Source organism: Paramaledivibacter caminithermalis DSM 15212 (assembly GCF_900142245.1).
Lineage (GTDB): Bacteria > Bacillota > Clostridia > Peptostreptococcales > Caminicellaceae > Paramaledivibacter > Paramaledivibacter caminithermalis.
This window is the reverse complement of the sequence record NZ_FRAG01000006.1, coordinates 64,170-81,374: the sequence shown is the minus strand read 5'-3', so window position 1 is coordinate 81,374 and position 17,205 is coordinate 64,170. Positions and strand designations below refer to the sequence as shown.

Sequence of the window (17,205 nt, the reverse complement as noted above, 5' to 3'; positions counted from 1 at the left end):
AAAAAGGAGTGGAGAAGATGCTAAAGATTATCCTATCATTACTGGGCTTGTTGGGTTTATGGTTTTCAATAGTATTTGTTAAGGATTTTACTAAACATAAGAATCAATTGGAAGATAATTCATGGGTAATGGTTTCTATTATTGGATTTGTTACTAATTTCTTTGACGCTTTAGGGATTGGGTCCTTTGCTACTGGTGCGGCACTACTGAAAACCTTTAAGCAGTCAAATGACAGGGTAATACCTGGAACACTAAATGTTGGATATTGTATTCCAGTAATAGTGGAAGGCTTTATATTTATGACAGTTATAGAGGTTGAGACAGTAACGCTTATTAGCATGTTGACCTCAGCAACAATAGGAGCCTATTTGGGTGCGGGCATTGTTTCTAAGCTTTCTGAAAAGAAAATCCAAGGAATTATGGGGTGTGCTTTATTTGTCACTGCACTTCTAATGTTTGCAGGCAAAGTAGGTTGGATGCCTAGCGGTGGAGAAGCTATAGGACTATCTGGAAGCAAATTGATTATTGCTGTAATTGCAAACTTTATATTAGGAGCTTTGATGACTGCGGGAATAGGGCTATATGCACCTTGTATGGCACTTGTATTTTTCTTAGGTATGTCACCTAAGGTTGCCTTTCCTCTTATGTTTGGCTCCTGTGCCTTCTTAATGCCTGTAGCTTCTGTTAAATTTGTAAAGGAAGGTGCCTATAATAGGAAAGCATCAATGGCTTTTTCTACTGTTGGGGTTATAGGTATTTTTGTAGCCACTTATTTAGTTAAAACTTTACCAATTAGTACATTAACTTGGATTGTTATAGGAGTTGTATTGTATACATCCATATCTATGTTAAGATCTGCTCTTAAAAATAAAGAAATACCAGAAAATATGGTTGCTAAAGTGCAAGAATAGTATATTGATAAAAACCAAGGAGCTGTCTTAAAAATGAGGCAGCTTATTTTTTATGTAAAAAAGAAAAAATTGGTCAAAGCTTATTTATAGTCTTTTTTATCTTTGACTTCCAATCTGTCTAAAGATATCTTTAACTCCTTTAATTTTTCTATTACATTACCAAGTATTTCTAGATCTATATCCTCATCAACCATTTTTTTTACAAACCGAATTTGCTTCATATTTAGTTTTCTGAAAGCTTCTCTATATTCTTCAGGAACAAGCTTTGAAAGTTCTTGAGCAGTATATATTTCTTCTACAGATTTAATATATTCATGATAACCAGCTAACACAAGTAATTTATTAATGTTCATTTCATATGCTTCACTTATAAGCTTTAAGGTTTCAAAAGTTGGTTTAATAGGAGCATTGCTTCTAGGATCGTGTGCTTTCTCAATTATTGATAAATAATTATGACTTATACCAATTAGTTCAGCAGCTTTTCTTAATGATAATTTTAATTCTAATCTTCTATTTTTTAATATATTACCAAGTTTAATTAAATTCATTACATCACCTTAAATTTATTTATTTTAAATAGAAATTGCTTATAATACATTACTTGTATAATTAAATTGTAATACAGATTTTACAATTGCTCCTATACAAAATACTTGACATTAAGTAATACTTGAATTGCAATATAGGCGTAAATGATTTCAACTACATTTATCTTTGTGTTATAGGATGCCCTCAACCTACAACCTTCAATCATAAAGCGTAAATAGCCCCTTTTGTCCTATATGCATCCCTGTAATATATAAATAAATATGAAATAATAGTTGAAAAACATAGACTAATTGTGTTAAAATATACCAAGAGATATTCCGAACATTTGTTTGTATGAATTACCATTAAAGTCATGAAATTATACTTTGGGGGGTGTGCTAAATGAAAGAAGTAAAATTTGATGATAAACAAGATATAAATAATCGAATCAATGAATTACGATTTAAATTAAATGAAATATATAAAACCCAGGGACATACCAAGGAAGTAGTAAAATTAAGTCAAGAGCTTGATAAATATATTTTTTCTATTCAGAGGCAAATCTTAGAGAAACAAAAAAAAGATAAGGACTAGACACATCCATAGGATGGACAAGAACTGATAAAAGAACCAATTATTAATAAAGATTTTTTGAAGTTCATCTTTTTTAATTTAACCTACCAAGTTAGTAAATAAAATTTTTTTGTTTTGAGATGCTTTAGAGAATTTTAATATTTCATTTAAGTAATTTTATAAATCTGTTTTTTCCTTAAAAATAAGGGATTGATATAGGAAATGTTTATATTACTTTTAATGTATAGGGGGTAAAATATATGATTGAGATACCAGAGGCTATCACATTATCAAATCAAATTAATGAAGCTGAAAATGAAAATTCATCGAGTCTAGCTGACTTGGTATATGGAGTTGTTAGGTGCTAAGGTTGTAGCTGCTACAACGGGAAGAAAAACCTTAAAGGATGCTGTTGATGCAGCTCTAGATGATTTTGTTAGGAATTGTGATAATACCTTCTATTTATTGGGTTCTGCAGTTGGTCCTCATCCTTATCCAGTTATGGTAAGAGAATTTCAAAGCATAATTGGAAAGGAAGCCAGACAGCAAATATTAGAGAAGGAAGGCAGACTTCCAGATTATTTAGTAGCATGTGTTGGGGGTGGTAGTAATGCAATAGGTCTATTCCATCCCTTCTATGATGATACACAGGTAAATATAATTGGAGTAGATCCTGCTGGGTTGGGAATTGATACACCAGATCATGCTGCTTCTATTACTACAGGAAAAGTGGGAATAATCCATGGCTTTAAATGTTATGCAATCCAAGATGAAGATGGTAATGATCTACCGGTACACTCTATAGCCGCTGGACTAGATTATCCTGGTGTAGGTCCTGAGCATTGTTTTTACAAGGATTCTAAGAGGGCAGAGTATGTGACTATAACTGATGAAGAAGCCTTAGAAGCTTTTAAAATACTTAGTAAAACAGAGGGTATAATACCTGCTCTTGAAAGCTCCCATGCACTGAGCTATACAATGAAGCTAGCTAAAACTTTGCCAAAGGATAAGATTATTATAGCTAATCTTTCAGGTAGAGGTGATAAAGATGCAAAGCAAATCAAAGAAATGCTGAAAGGTTAATATATAAAGATATATAATCTTTAGAGCTGATATAACACAAATTTAAATATAGAGCAAAGCTTTAAAAATTCCCTTAATTCTGTTTGAATAAGGGAATTTTTAAAGCTTTGTTTTTTTCATTAACAATATTTTAATTCATGAATATATTGATACTGAGATAAGACAACCTTATGATTAATCATCTATGGAAATCTCTATAGAATTTTTCACCCATTTTAAGGGGGAGGTGATAAATATGTATTATGGTTATTGTAGAGGTGGTTACTTATTGCCATTTCTATTTCTATTTGGAACTGGTAGTAGAGGGTGTTATCCATATAGATATAGATGTTACCCCTATAGAAGAGGATGCTATTGTAGACCTCGATATAGAAGGAGATGCTATTAATAAATAATTAGAAGTTAAATACCTCGTCATAAAAATTAATATTTACGACGAGGTATTTTTTAAATGTAGGTTGTTGAATAACTATTTTTACCGAAAGTAAAATGCTATATTTTAGCTATCAAAAGTATTTTTTATAAAAATGATTCTAATTTTATAATGTAGAGAATTAGCGGAATTACCAATTTCCAAATTTAGTTATTCAACAACCTATAAATGTATAAAAATATTTCTTCCATAATAATATTTAAATTATTCTTGAAATTTGGAGAGAATTATATAATATTAATAGAGAAAATTCATAAAATTACTATAATAAGTAAATTAAATAAAGAAAATTATATGTAGAAAATATTACAGCAAGAGGTGGATTATGGGGAAAGATAGTATTTTTAGTGAAATAGACAAGCAGCATAATAATTTATCTAAAAACTTCAAATTGATATCAGATTTTGTTAATGACAGTTATTCAACTATATACTATAGTTACCCAAAGGATATACTAAAAAAATAAAGGAGGACTTCTATGTTAAGAAAAAAAATCGATGATATAATAGAGGGTGTAGATGGAGATGTAGGTGTAATTGTTAAAAATTTGGAAACCAATGAGAGTATAATGATCAATGAAGATACAGTATTTCCAGCTGCAAGTGTTATAAAATTATATATTCTATGGGAATTATTTGAAAGAATAAAGAAGGGTGAATTTACATTAGAACAAGAAATATTACTTAAGGAGAGTCATAAGGTAGGAGGATTCGGTGTATTAAAGGAATTACATGAGGGAATAAATTTATCCTTAAAGGATATAGCTACTTTAATGATTATTTTAAGTGATAATACAGCTACAAATATACTTATAGATTTACTAGGAATGGATAATATTAATCAAACTATTAAGAACAATAAAATGAAGGACACTGTTCTTCAAAGAAAAATGATGGATGGAGAAGCCAAGGCAAAAGGATTTGATAATTATACTTCCCCAATGGATGTTTTAAGTATCCTAGAAAAGTCCTTACAAAGGGAAGAAATAATAGATATTATGAAAAGACAGCAATGTAATAACAAACTTCCTGCTTTAATAGATGATTCTATTGTTATAGCCCATAAGACAGGAGATTTACCTGCTGTTGAGCATGATGTGGGAATAATGTTTATGGAAAACAGTTCTATAATTATCATTGTTTTAACCAAAAACCTTAAAGAGAATATAGAAGGAATTAAGTTAAACAATAATATAGGAAAAGCGGTTTATGATTACTATAAATAGGTCAGGTGGTTTATATGGATAGAATACAATTAAGAGATATGACCTATGCAAAATTATGAGGACTTAACGTTAAACTTTATAAAAAGTGCTAAAGAAATTTTGGGAAATGAAAAAGTAAAAACAAATATTAAAGCTTCTCTTATAGGAGAAGATTTTTCAGCATTTTGCAAGTATAAACCATCTCTATATTTTCATTTAGGCTGTGACAGTAAACATCATCTTCATAGTGATAAGTTTTTTCCTAGAGATAAAACTATAGAAGTAGGACTTAGGTTGTTAGGGTTGTTTATAGCAAATATGTAGAAAAATTGATATGTTAATAATTGGTATAATGATAACTCCTTAAGAAAATTATTGTTTTCTTAAGGAGTTATTTAAATGTAACCTGTTATGATAGTAATTAAAATTTATAAATTAATAGAAAAAAATTATTTTAACCTTACTTTTCTAAATATTGTTCAAGTGCCTTAGCTAATTGATCTGGACAAGAAGTATTTCTATTTCTACAGCGTATACCTTTAAGCATTTTGATGGCATCCTCAACAGTCATACCTTCTATTAGCTTACTTATTGCTTGCAGGCTTCCACTACAACCTTGCTCAAATTTGACATCTTTAATTTTATTATTCTCTATAGAAAAAGTTACTTTTTTAGAGCACACACTCCTCGGCATATAATAAACCATAATATCCTCCCTTTGCTATAAAAGACTAATTTAACTGCTTATGCTAGTGAATTAGATTTTTGTTTTTAAAAGCTCTTACGATAGAAACTAGCTTGGCGGGTTAATATATTATTACTATACTTATATAGGAGTTAATTTGTGCATTTGTTTTAAGAACTTATATAATAAAGAGAAGTCAATTTCAGCCTCCAAGTTAGCAAATAAAGTTTTTTGTTTTTAAAATCTCTGAGATAGGAATTAGAACAATGAAATAATTTAATAAAAAGTATTGACAAAGTATAAATTATATATTAATATATAATTGTAATTATTACAAATATGAAATAGTTGCAAAATTGTATCAGGAGGCTTATTTCATAAATTTATAGTGTATTTAAATTAAAACATGTGAAGGGTTTGATAATTTTATGAAATTAAAGATTAATGAGATAGATGAATATCTAAAAAAAAATCATATAAAGCCATCCTATCAGAGAATCAAAATTTTAGAATATCTAATAAAATATAGAAATCATCCAACAGTAGATATGATTTATCAAGGGTTAGTTACTGAAATTCCTACACTCTCAAAAACTACCGTGTATAATACTTTGAAATTATTTGTAGAAAAAGGTATTGTATTATTAATAAATATTGAAGACAATGAAACAAGGTACGATGCAGATACATCCTTTCATGGACATTTTAAATGTAAAAAATGCAATGAAGTATATGATTTTAAAATAGAAATGCCTATAATTAAAGAGCTTGATGATTTTATAGTAGATGAATACCATTTGTATCTAAAGGGTATTTGTAAAAAATGCATATAAGGATAACCAGACTTAAAACTTGAAATTAATGTGATTAATATAATACATAAGGTTTTATAAAGGTTATCTTTAGTATAATATACTTTAAAAAAAATTTTGATAATGGGGGAATTAGAAATGAAGAAATTTGTATGTACTGTATGCGGTTATATTCACGAAGGAGAAAATCCACCAGAAAAATGTCCACAATGTGGAGTGCCAGCTGATAAGTTTAAAGAACAAGCACAGTCAGAGGAATTAAAGTGGGCTGATGAGCACAAAATAGGTGTTGCAAAGGGCTTGGATCCAGAGGTGGTAGAAGGCTTAAAGGCTAATTTTATGGGTGAGTGTACAGAGGTAGGAATGTACTTAGCAATGAGTAGACAAGCAGATAGAGAAGGCTATCCAGAGGTTGCAGAAGCCTATAAGAGAATTGCCTTTGAAGAAGCTGAGCATGCAGCAAAATTTGCAGAGCTTCTTGGTGAAGTTGTTGTAGCAGATACAAAAACAAACTTAAAAATGAGAGTAGATGCAGAGTATGGTGCATGTCAAGGTAAAAAGGACCTTGCAACAAGAGCTAAAGAATTGAACTATGATGCCATTCATGATACTGTACATGAAATGTGTAAAGATGAAGCAAGACATGGAAAGGCATTTAAAGGCTTATTAGAAAGATATTTTGGAAAATAATATAAAAATTACTATATTTTCACAAATGCAGATAATATCAAACTGGATATCTAAACTTCGAAGAGACAAGTCTAAGATTTTATAGGCTTGTCTCTTTATTTGCGTGTAAGCAATGGTATAGTTTAATTTTAAACCATGGATTGAGAAATAGTTTAGAGAAAAGTGAAAATAGAGATATAACGTTTCCTGTTCTATACAGTATAATATACAAAATACTATTTAGTAAAAAACTACCAAGATATGATATAATATAAAAGAAATATTTATATATAATAAATACTGCATATTATAGATATTCCAGTAAAACAGTTAATTTATAATACACATCAAAAATCCTTAAAAACTCTGGATATTTTGATATGTATAAATTGAGTTTTACTATAGGAAATCTATATTTTTAGCTAGTGTAATTAATGGAGGTAAAAATAAAAAAAAATATATATAAAAAAATGGTGGTTAATACCTGTCATTGGCTTGATTATGCCAGCGTTTTTTATGATAGTAGCAAATGCTGATGTAGGACCAAAGCCCTCTCTTGATATAATAGTTCGAGGAATAGACACAGATAAATATTGGCTTGATTTATTGGTAATAGATGATGCTAATTACTCTTGGCTGGAAATAACAGAGGAGGAAATGGATAAGGTTTCTAAACTTGCTGAGTATAGGGATGAAGAAGGATTTCATCCTGCTTTGCTTGGAGGAACAAAGGTTCCTTTATAGGAATTATGTTTGGATTTACATTGAAAAGATCCTTAGTAATTTTTTTTGTTGTTAACATCTCAACACAAATCATTTTAAACATTATTGTATTATATAGTAATATAACTAATGGATTATTTGCGGGATTTTTTATGTTTATTATTGCTGAAATCTTTATAGTGTTCATTGAATTAACCATTTATTTAAAATATTTGACAGAGAAAACTGTACAGAGAAGAATTGCATATGGTATCTTTGCCAATATTGCATCTTGTGTAATAGGTTGTATGTTGTTTTTTATGTAATAGTTCCATTGTATTTTAGCCTAATGATTTTGAGAATACAGGCAGACTGCATAGAAAGCTATGTAATCTGCCTATGTTATAGTTTAATTGCTAATTATGAATTATGTTTATTTATGAATTAAATCCATATATAGTTTAGAGCCAAGTAAGCGAAGTAAATTCCAGCTAGAAATAGACCCTCTTTTTTTGAAATTTCATTATTTCTATTTTTTGTAAAAATTCTAAATGCAAAGAGTATGATAAGCATTGTTGGAATCTGTAGTTTATAAAAGTTGAAGGGTACGTCAAGTCCGCCTTTTGTTACGGCAGCTGCACTACCGACTACAAAAAATACGTTAAGAATATCTGCTCCAATAATGTTACCAACAGCAAGTTCACCGTGACCCTTTTTTACAGCTGTAATTGCTGTTATAAGTTCTGGCAGACTAGTACCAAAGGCAACAAGGGTAGCAGCGATTACACTTTGAGGAATACCCACTCGAATAGCTGTAATCCCAACAGCAGGTATAAGTATCTTTGAAGATCCAATAACAAGAATTATACCTAATATAAGTTTAATTATTTGAACAATTAAAGGGCTTTTTTCTTCTGCTAATATAGCTTTGTCAGATTCAGACCCTTTAACCCATTTTAATGAAATATAAGTATAAATTGCTAGAATTAAGAGAAAAACCCATCCCATCCATTGGCTAATGTTACCGCTTATGCCATTAGAGAAGACCGGAAGGCTAACAGTAGCTAATAAAATACCAGAAAAAAATTGAACCTTGCCCTGTCTATTAATGATTGTCTGATCAACTGGAAGATGACCGATAAGGGCTGCAAGACCAATTATAAGACCAGTATCGGCAATAATTGATCCGATGGCATTACCTAAAGCTAGGTCAGGATTTCCATGTATAGCTGCTAAAACGGAAACAGTGGCTTCTGGGAGAGTTGTGCCCAAAGAGACAATGGTTGCTCCTATAATCATTTTTGGTACACCCCAATGTACGGAAAGACTAACAGCTTCATCCACTAGAATGTCTGCTCCTTTACTTAAAGTATAAAGCATAGCAGCTATGATGCAAATTAGTGCTATAGTTGGAAATGATGTTAAATAAATGTGAATAAGTTTTTCCATTGATGTTCTTCCTTTCCTTACATAGTTTGATATTTATATTGAAGAATATAATTTAACCCATTGTGCTACTCTGAAAATATATATTTTCATTTCATGTTGGTGTAGCTTTGTTTCATGTACAGCTAGCTGAATAAATTAGTTATTTCTAAAACTCTTGTGATAGACGCTGGCACAACGAGTTGATTTAAGAGAGTATCTGAAAAATAAAAAATGGGCACAGAAACAATGTGGTGTAAATTTAAAAAATAAATTCAAATAAAAAAACCCTACAATTAACGTAAGTTAATCGTAGAGTCTCACTAGACAAATTTGCCATCAAAGCCGGGAAAATCATTGTTTCCGTAATGACGACTTTGATCCCTTTACAGGTCAGTTACTCCCTCTATTCTTGATAGTAATTATAGGGAAATTTATAAGCTTTGTCAATCATATATACTAAAATATTTCTAATTTTTTTTCTGTATTAATTAGACAATTTCTTCAAATATTATTTTTAATTAAAAAATCTAAAATTATAAAGGAAATCAATGATTTATAAAGAATTACTATTAATGTATGCATGGCAGTAAGTAAAATTTCATAATATTTTGTTGACAGAAAGGAAGATTAGAAAATGACTAAAGAAATATTTGAATGGATAAAAACAATTGCTGTATCTATAGTTATTGCTCTTTTCATTACTACATTTATAGCAAGACCTACTTTGGTAAAACAACACTCAATGTATCCAACATTAAATCCCAATGATTATTTGATACTTAATAAGATTTCATATAGATTTCATGAGCCACAAAAAGGAGATATAGTAGTGTTTAAAACTGCTTTAAAAACAGCCCAAGGTAAAGAGAAAAATTTGATTAAAAGAGTAATTGGTGTAGAAGGAGATGAAGTGGTTGTTAAGGACGGGAAGGTTTATGTAAATGGTGAAGAATTGGTAGAAGATTATATCAATGGAGATTATACACCTGGAGATGTTAAAATAACAGTTCCAGATAATCATGTTTTTGTAATGGGGGATAATAGGTCACAAAGCTTGGACAGTAGACAACTAGGAACCTTTAGCATAGACAATATACAAGGGAAGGTATTAGTGAGGTTATTCCCATTAAATAGAATAGGAAGGGTTGATTAGATATAAAGTGTCATTTCACATACTTTTTCCACATTTATCACAAATTTATTTTAAAATAAGAATTTATAATAAACATAAAGAGGGGGATAAAAAAATAAATTAAGGAGTGTGGAAAAATGTTAAGAAATTCAAAACTATTTAAAGGAGTTGTAACAACAACTTTAGCAGTAGCTTTATTAGTTCCAACTACAGCATTTGCAAATGAAGGCAGTATAAAAGATGATAACAAAAAGGCAGGGGTTGAACAAAGACAAATTTTAAAAGAAAAAAGACAAAGCTTCAAAGAAAATATTAATAAATTTAAAGAATTAGACCATGGAAGATTACTTAGTGTTATTGAAAAATATGCACAAGAGGATCTGGAGGATTGGAAGGATTTATTTGAAGAAAGAAAGGAATTAAGGGAAGAGTTAAAGACATTACGTGCTGAGCTTAAGGAATTAACTGGTGAAAAAAAGGAAAATAAAAAAGAAGAAATAAAGGCCTTTAGAGAAGAACTTAACAATAAGGTAGAAAATCAAGAGATTACACAAGAAGAGGCAAAAGAAGAGTTTAAAAATTTTATGGAAGAGATAAAAGGTGATTTTAAAGAAAAAAGAGAAGCTTGGAAAGAAAAAAGAGAAGAAAAGAGAGAGAAGTTTAAAGAGAAAAGAGAAAATATGAAGGAGCTTAGGAAAGCTTTAATTAAGGCAGTTAAAGAAGAAGATACCGATAAAGTTAATGATATATTAGATGAAATATTTGAAAACTTAAGCAATCATACAGAATGGATTAAGGAAAAAGTAGAAAATGTAAAAGAGAGAATAGAAGAAAAACAATAATATTACTAATAAATGGAAACAGCTTAACAATGAAAGTATTGGAAAGCATGACAAAAAATTAATAGAATTTTCTAACAATACATGAATATTTCATGAATTTTATGATATAATATATATAAGAAGAGTAATCTTCTTAAGACAGATTCTAATTCACTTTTTTAAATAGTGGTATAGATTAGAAGTTTATAAAATTGTCAAAGAAATTTTTAGCTTAAATATTTACTAGTTTTGTAGAATAAATATGAAGATGGCAGCTCGTATATAAAATAATTATTTAACTAATTAGACAACATTATATTAGTATTGTAGAAATAGAAGTATTGTAATGTTTGGTTGTTTAGAAGGAAAGGAATGAGGATTCAATACAGTTAGAAGATTTAAAGCTTTTAAGTGAATTAGAATCTGATTAATAACCGATTCTTATTGATTGTATAAGAATCGGTTATCTTATTTTTTGCTATTTAGAGTCTGTTATATAATGTGTGTCTAAAGGAAAATATTCTCCTAGCTGACAAGATGAATGTATAAGAGATTAGATATGTAATTTATTGAGTTATTTATATTATTGGCAAAATTTTATGATTATATACATAAAATCGTATAATTTTGCCAATAATTTTTTATAATGGGGAAAGTATGCCATAGGTCAGTAAAATTTATTGTTTTACCTATGGAAGGGTATGTAATTAAACCTGTGTGTCTAAGGCATTTTTTTAATACCCTGTAAATATTTAAATATTGATATAAAAATACCTATCAGGGTCGGGTTTAAATCCGTTCATTTCAACCTTGACAGGTATTTTTATATCAAGCATAATATTGCATCTAAAGGGATTGAAACAGATTTGTTAAAGGAGCACAAAGTTATTTTATAACTCTATTTATATGATCCTATTATAATATCATCTAACCAAATAGGAGAATTGAAATTTTTAAATGTTATTTCAATTTTATCAATATTTTCAGATAGTCCGCTAATTTCAACTAATTCCCAAGTATTGATTTCCTTTGGACTAAATGTTACATGCTTTAGAAATTGAGATTTATTGTTTTTGAAACCCCTTACTAATATTTTTATATTTTCCTTTGAGCTTGGAGCAATCCACATAGAAAGAGATGGGACATCAGTAATATTTATTTTATCTATAATAATTTTTTGTGAATTAAACTTTCCTTTTTTACCAAGCTTTAAGGAATGGTCACCACTTCTATAGGCATTATAATCCTTTACTATAGATTCATTAGAATAAACAAGACTTAAATTATTAAGCTTTTCTTCAGATTCTATTTTGTTTTTCAACTCATCTATTTCCATTGTATTATTGTATATAATTTCATCATAATTATCGGTGTTTCCATATTTATCTGTTATTGTTAAAACTATTCTGTATTCACCTTGGTTTTCGAATCTAATTTTTAGGCTTGGTTCATCATTGATTTCTTCAACAAGTTTATCTCTCTTATATATTTGCCATGATATTTGAGTTGTATCGTTATCTTTTCCAAAAATCTTGCTTTTGTTTTCAAAATAATATGTATTAGAAGAAATTTTGCTATATTCGAAATAAGCTTCAGTTTTAGTATGGGAAGAGGTTGTAGATAAATTTAAAAAGTTTAATACAGGTTTATATAGTATGCTAAATAAAAGTATAACTACTAGAATTCCACCTATTACTACTATAGGCATATAATTTCTGCTTTTTCTTTTATATTCATTAGGATTTTCATAATCAAAAGCGTTTTCTTCATTACCAATTAATATTTCATTTGAATTCATAATCCTATTATTTGAGGACATAGCTAACCCAGCTTTAATGGATTTATCAACATCCAATTTTTTACTGTTATTTTTAAGGTTATCCATTTCGTTGAATCCTATTATTTTGTTATGGGGTAGATTATTGTTTTTTTCATTAAGGTGTAAAGCCTCTTTATCTTTATTGTCTAGTTTATACTCCTCATCCATAAAAAAATTATAAATATATATTTTTCTAAAGGCGTCATATACTTCTTCGATGCTATTAAAGTTATTGGCATCTTTTCTTAGTCTATTTATAAATTCTGTAATCTTTTTAGCTTCTGATTGGTAGTATATATCTTGAGTGTTAGTTTTTGTAAAAACTATTTTTTCTATAATGCTTGCTATCTTAGAAGCAATGATATTAAAACTTATTGGGTCAGAAAAATCATCATTTAGAAATAATAATTCGCTAAAATGAAGTTCACCATTCTTTATATTTATTTGAGATTCATCAATTAATACTTTTTTCACCGAATTGTGAAAAATATCGTATCTAACTATTTTAGTCATATATTCGTAAGCTAAATTAATTTTATGTTTAAGGGTAGTATCAAAATAGCTTAAGTATACATCTAAAGGAGTTCCTTCCTTATACTCAGTTATAACAATCAAAGAATTTTGATTTTCTTCTAAATGCACTAAATTATGCAATCCCTTCGAAAGCTGCAATTTAGATAGAACTTCGAATGTTTTATCCTTATATAGAATATTAATAACAACAACATTACTATCGTTTTCTTTATTAGAGCCAATCAATACATTTTGGAGAGTATCTTTTTTGAAAGTTTTAAGTATTTTATATTTATCGGTGTATGAACTACCCATATTGATTACCTACCTTTTTATACATTATATTTGATTATGTATTTTAAAATATATAGATTTCTAATAGTGAAACTTAATTTATAAATATCAAAATGTCCAGAGATTTTAAGGATTTTTGATATGTATAAGCTAACTGTTTTATTGGAATATCTATATCGACAATAAATCCTTATTGAGAACAAAATTCTTCAAATACACAAAAAATTTTTACCAACTTAACAAATTCTTCATTTGTTTTCAAATTCCTGCTATTATATAAAAATTTTAATCTGCATAAATGGAACAAAGTGTCATATGACAATTTGTTCTAATAGTACTTTATGCCTAAATATGAAAAAAAACAGTATTTTAATTAAAAGTTTGAAGGGAAAAATAGAAGTTTGTAGAAAAATAATAATTTGTAGGAGGGGTATAGGTGAAAAAGTTAGTATATAATGACATGGAGTTTGAAAAGAATAAAAATGAGATACTTGGGATAATGAAAACTACAAATCCCAATTTAGCTAAAATAAATAATACGTCAAATGAAATTTTTCAAGAAAGTGAAAATAGAAAATATGCTTGGCAGTATGAGATTGAAGAATATAGAAAGAAGAAAAACCTTGAGAGATTTTATAAAATAGGTGCTTTAGCAGGAATAATAAGCTTGATAATTACAATTGCAGATAAGCTTATGCCATTTGAAAAGTTGAGATACACTTTAATTAGCCATATTTTAAAATAAAATTGATAAAAGCCGATATAAGGCTTTTTTTTACATGAAATTGTATGCTTTAATTTAGGTAAATTCAAGTAACAGAGAATAAATGAAAATTATTATCAGTAAATTTCAGAAGCAGAGATTGAGGTTTTTAGTACCTAAAAAAATGACTTTAAAACTTGAAACGTGTAACTTGCAACTAAAATGCGTCGTCAGACGCCTTTGTTGCAAAACTTCAACTTTAAAATTACTATGTAAATCCTATATTCAAAGCTTTTTTATAAATCGTAATTATTTTGTAAGAATTATTCTTTTAATAATATGTTATAATTTACAGTGGTAAAGCTATAAAAATATGGAAACAGGGTTATGAAAATTTATTGATTTTATCCGAATAAAACAGAAAAATATTGGAACAAAAACACTCTAGGATTTGTCTAACAAAAACAGGTGTAGTTTTAACAAAGGGGGGAGAAGAATTTGTCATTATTAAAATTAAAGGACATATATCATAGCTATAAAATGGGGCAACTCAGTGTTGATGTATTAAAGGGAATCGATTTACAAATAGATAGAGGAGAATTTATTTCAATAATGGGTCCATCTGGATCTGGAAAATCTACTTTGCTAAATATATTAGGCTGTTTGGATATACCAACTTCAGGTACGTATGAGATAGATAATAATAGAGTAGAAAAACTTGGTGATTCTAAGCTTGCTGATATTAGAAATGAATTTTTAGGGTTTGTGTTTCAGCATTTTCATTTACTATCACACTTAAGTGCTAGAGAAAATGTTGAGTTGCCATTGGTATACAGAGGGGTTTGGGGGAATGAACGTAAGAAAAAGGCTACGAAGGCATTGGAAATAGTTGGTTTAGGGGATAGATTGAATCATTTACCTTCACAATTATCTGGTGGAGAAAAGCAAAGAGTAGCAATAGCAAGGGCAATTACAATGGAGCCAGCGGTAATACTTGCCGACGAGCCGACAGGAGCATTAGATTCAAAATCAAGCAGTAATATTATGGATATTTTTAAAAAATTGAACAAGGAGTTAGGTATGACTGTCGTTCAGGTAACCCATGACTATGATGTTGCACTACATGGACACAAGATATACCATATTTTAGATGGAGTAATAGAAAAAATTGAAGAAATACAATCGGGAGGTGCAGTATAATGTTTCAAAGAATTACAATGATACTAATAATATTAGTAGTTGTACTTGGAGGAGGATTCTATGCTTATAAAGAGCTTATGCCAAAGGATATAGAAGATACGCAAGGGCCTATATACTCCACAAAGGAAGTTGTACGTGGAGATATTTCTGTAGGAGTTGAGGTCAATGGAAGATTGGAAGCTGCAAGATCCAGATCGAATGGAATAAGGGTAGGAGGAGAAAGACGATATTTTGACTGGGGTATGGTAGAATATAAAATTGAAGAGATTTTTGTTGAAGAAGGGGATAGCGTAAAGAAGGATCAAGTAATCGTTACTCTTGATGCTGCAAGTTTAAATTCAAAAATCAAAGAAAGAGAAGAAGAATTAAGAACACAGGTTGAACAGTTAGCTAATATGGCAAGTGTAAGTACAGATGAAGTATATGACCTCAACCCTTCAAAAGGTATTGTTCTGAAAGCTCCTATTGATGGTACCATTATAGATATTAAAGTTGAAGAAGCTAAAGAGCTTGAAATTGGTCAGGTTATAGCAAGAATAGTTGATGATTCAACCTTTAAAGTAAAGGCCAATCTTACTATTAATGAATATAAGAGCTTAAAGGTTGGTGATGAAGTTGTTTTAAAATTCCCTAATTTTGATTCTTTCTACACAGGTAAAGTTACTAAGATGAATCCAAACCCAATACCATATAACGAAGAAATAGGAGGACAAACATTTGCACAGGGATTTGTGCATATAGTTGAAATAGAAGCAGAAAACCCAGGTTTGGTTCAAAATGAAATGAAGGTTAAAGTAGGAATCAGGAATAATGAGACTTCCGTTAGTTTTTTTGCCCATGATGCTGAAGTAGAAGGATTTGCTAAGGAACAAAAAGTTTCAAATACTGCTAAAGCAGTTGTAACAGAAATACATGTGGATGAAATGCAAAAAGTTAAAAAGGGCGATCCTATAGTTACTATGGCAAGTAAAAATATACAAGATACAATAGAGGAAAGGCTCTATAAAATAAAGCAAATAAAGGAAGAAATTAGCGAGCTTAAACAAGGGCTGAATAATCTTGAGGTTAGAGCTCCAGCTGATGGTATAATTAATTGGTTAGATGTACAGCCTGGAGAGACTGTAAGACCAGGTCAATATATATGTGATTTATTCAATGTAGAGTCAATGGAGCTATATTCACAAATAGACGATATAGATGTACTAAATGTTAAGATAGACGCACCAGTTAGAATTACTTTTGATGCTCTTCCAGGTGAAGTGTTTGAAGGTAAGGTAGTGGATATAAGAACATCCAGTGGAGGTAATAGTACTGGAATAACAAAATATCCTATACGTATTGATATTGAAGGCAATTCACAGCTAAAACCTGGGATGCAGGCCAAGGGTTATATAGATGCAGGAAGTGCTAAAGATGTTTTATTGGTACCTATGGAAGCAGTTTTTGATGAAGAAGGTAAGACCATGGTAGAAATTCTTGATGAAAATGGCAATGTCAAGGCAGTACCAGTAAAATTAGGTTTGATGAATACAAGAGTAGCAGAGATAAAGGAAGGGCTTAAGGAAGGCGACAAGGTTATAACGGGGAGTACAATTGACTTACTTCCAAGTCAACGTTTAGGTGATAAGGATAGTATACTTCCAAGCACTGATAAAACAGGGGACAAGGATAAAGATAATTAGTATGCCGCTAATA

18 protein-coding genes are annotated in these 17,205 nt (G+C 29.5%); 14 read left to right on the top strand and 4 right to left on the bottom strand.

The window, feature by feature from the left end:
* Positions 1-17 precede the first annotated feature (17 nt).
* Complete coding sequence (locus tag BUB36_RS03900) at positions 18-911, top strand: sulfite exporter TauE/SafE family protein (RefSeq protein ID WP_073147225.1); 894 nt, start codon at positions 18-20, stop codon at positions 909-911.
* 80 nt (positions 912-991) lie between these two features.
* Here the strand turns inward: BUB36_RS03900 and BUB36_RS03895 are convergent, their stop codons facing one another.
* Positions 992-1,459: a helix-turn-helix domain-containing protein gene (locus BUB36_RS03895; protein WP_073147223.1), complete on the bottom strand. Its 468-nt coding sequence runs from the start codon at positions 1,457-1,459 to the stop codon at positions 992-994.
* Between the two features lie 382 nt (positions 1,460-1,841).
* Between BUB36_RS03895 and BUB36_RS03890 the strand changes: the two genes are divergently transcribed.
* From BUB36_RS03890 to BUB36_RS03875, 5 genes are all read left to right on the top strand, one after another.
* Positions 1,842-2,033: an aspartyl-phosphate phosphatase Spo0E family protein gene (locus BUB36_RS03890; RefSeq protein ID WP_073147221.1), complete on the top strand. Its 192-nt coding sequence runs from the start codon at positions 1,842-1,844 to the stop codon at positions 2,031-2,033.
* A 327-nt stretch (positions 2,034-2,360) separates the two neighbouring features.
* Complete coding sequence (locus BUB36_RS03885) at positions 2,361-3,095, top strand: pyridoxal-phosphate dependent enzyme (RefSeq protein WP_084111659.1); 735 nt, start codon at positions 2,361-2,363, stop codon at positions 3,093-3,095.
* 758 nt (positions 3,096-3,853) lie between these two features.
* Positions 3,854-3,994 carry a hypothetical protein gene (locus tag BUB36_RS19580; protein ID WP_165613023.1) on the top strand — a complete coding sequence of 47 codons (141 nt, stop codon included), beginning with the start codon at positions 3,854-3,856 and terminating at the stop codon, positions 3,992-3,994.
* Positions 3,995-4,006: 12 nt separating this feature from the next.
* Positions 4,007-4,753 carry a serine hydrolase gene (locus BUB36_RS03880; RefSeq protein ID WP_073147219.1) on the top strand — a complete coding sequence of 249 codons (747 nt, stop codon included), beginning with the start codon at positions 4,007-4,009 and terminating at the stop codon, positions 4,751-4,753.
* A gap of 45 nt (positions 4,754-4,798) precedes the next feature.
* Positions 4,799-5,056 carry a zinc-binding metallopeptidase family protein gene (locus tag BUB36_RS03875; RefSeq protein WP_073147217.1) on the top strand — a complete coding sequence of 86 codons (258 nt, stop codon included), beginning with the start codon at positions 4,799-4,801 and terminating at the stop codon, positions 5,054-5,056.
* 136 nt (positions 5,057-5,192) lie between these two features.
* Here BUB36_RS03875 and BUB36_RS03870 read toward each other — a convergent pair whose 3' ends face one another.
* Positions 5,193-5,438, bottom strand: a complete 246-nt coding sequence (locus BUB36_RS03870) for a TIGR03905 family TSCPD domain-containing protein (RefSeq protein ID WP_073147215.1) — start codon at positions 5,436-5,438, stop codon at positions 5,193-5,195.
* A gap of 407 nt (positions 5,439-5,845) precedes the next feature.
* On the opposite strand from BUB36_RS03870, the gene BUB36_RS03865 reads away from it, so the two are divergent.
* From BUB36_RS03865 to BUB36_RS03855, 3 genes are all read left to right on the top strand, one after another.
* Positions 5,846-6,250, top strand: a complete 405-nt coding sequence (locus BUB36_RS03865; protein WP_073147213.1) for a Fur family transcriptional regulator — start codon at positions 5,846-5,848, stop codon at positions 6,248-6,250.
* Between the two features lie 117 nt (positions 6,251-6,367).
* A complete protein-coding gene (locus BUB36_RS03860; protein ID WP_073147211.1) occupies positions 6,368-6,919 on the top strand; it encodes an NADH peroxidase in 552 nt (183 codons plus the stop codon).
* Positions 6,920-7,414: 495 nt separating this feature from the next.
* A complete protein-coding gene (locus tag BUB36_RS03855) occupies positions 7,415-7,642 on the top strand; it encodes a hypothetical protein (protein WP_165613022.1) in 228 nt (75 codons plus the stop codon).
* A gap of 402 nt (positions 7,643-8,044) precedes the next feature.
* Here BUB36_RS03855 and BUB36_RS03845 read toward each other — a convergent pair whose 3' ends face one another.
* On the bottom strand, positions 8,045-9,049 hold the full coding sequence (locus BUB36_RS03845; RefSeq protein ID WP_073147205.1) for a sodium:calcium antiporter: 1,005 nt from the start codon (positions 9,047-9,049) through the stop codon (positions 8,045-8,047).
* Between the two features lie 613 nt (positions 9,050-9,662).
* Between BUB36_RS03845 and lepB the strand changes: the two genes are divergently transcribed.
* Positions 9,663-10,181 carry a signal peptidase I gene (gene lepB / locus BUB36_RS03840; protein WP_073147203.1) on the top strand — a complete coding sequence of 173 codons (519 nt, stop codon included), beginning with the start codon at positions 9,663-9,665 and terminating at the stop codon, positions 10,179-10,181.
* 116 nt (positions 10,182-10,297) lie between these two features.
* Positions 10,298-11,002: a hypothetical protein gene (locus BUB36_RS03835; RefSeq protein WP_073147201.1), complete on the top strand. Its 705-nt coding sequence runs from the start codon at positions 10,298-10,300 to the stop codon at positions 11,000-11,002.
* Positions 11,003-11,879: 877 nt separating this feature from the next.
* Here BUB36_RS03835 and BUB36_RS03830 read toward each other — a convergent pair.
* Positions 11,880-13,628 carry a hypothetical protein gene (locus BUB36_RS03830; RefSeq protein ID WP_073147199.1) on the bottom strand — a complete coding sequence of 583 codons (1,749 nt, stop codon included), beginning with the start codon at positions 13,626-13,628 and terminating at the stop codon, positions 11,880-11,882.
* Positions 13,629-14,043: 415 nt separating this feature from the next.
* On the opposite strand from BUB36_RS03830, the gene BUB36_RS03825 reads away from it, so the two are divergent.
* The 3 genes from BUB36_RS03825 (at position 14,044) to BUB36_RS03815 (ending at position 17,192) form a co-directional block, all read left to right on the top strand.
* Entirely contained in the window at positions 14,044-14,352 is a 309-nt protein-coding gene (locus BUB36_RS03825) for a hypothetical protein (RefSeq protein WP_073147197.1), read from the top strand.
* A 456-nt stretch (positions 14,353-14,808) separates the two neighbouring features.
* Positions 14,809-15,510 carry an ABC transporter ATP-binding protein gene (locus BUB36_RS03820; RefSeq protein ID WP_073147195.1) on the top strand — a complete coding sequence of 234 codons (702 nt, stop codon included), beginning with the start codon at positions 14,809-14,811 and terminating at the stop codon, positions 15,508-15,510.
* Positions 15,510-17,192, top strand: a complete 1,683-nt coding sequence (locus tag BUB36_RS03815; protein ID WP_073147193.1) for an efflux RND transporter periplasmic adaptor subunit — start codon at positions 15,510-15,512, stop codon at positions 17,190-17,192. Before BUB36_RS03820 ends, BUB36_RS03815 begins: the two co-directional genes overlap by 1 nt.
* Positions 17,193-17,205 lie beyond the last annotated feature (13 nt).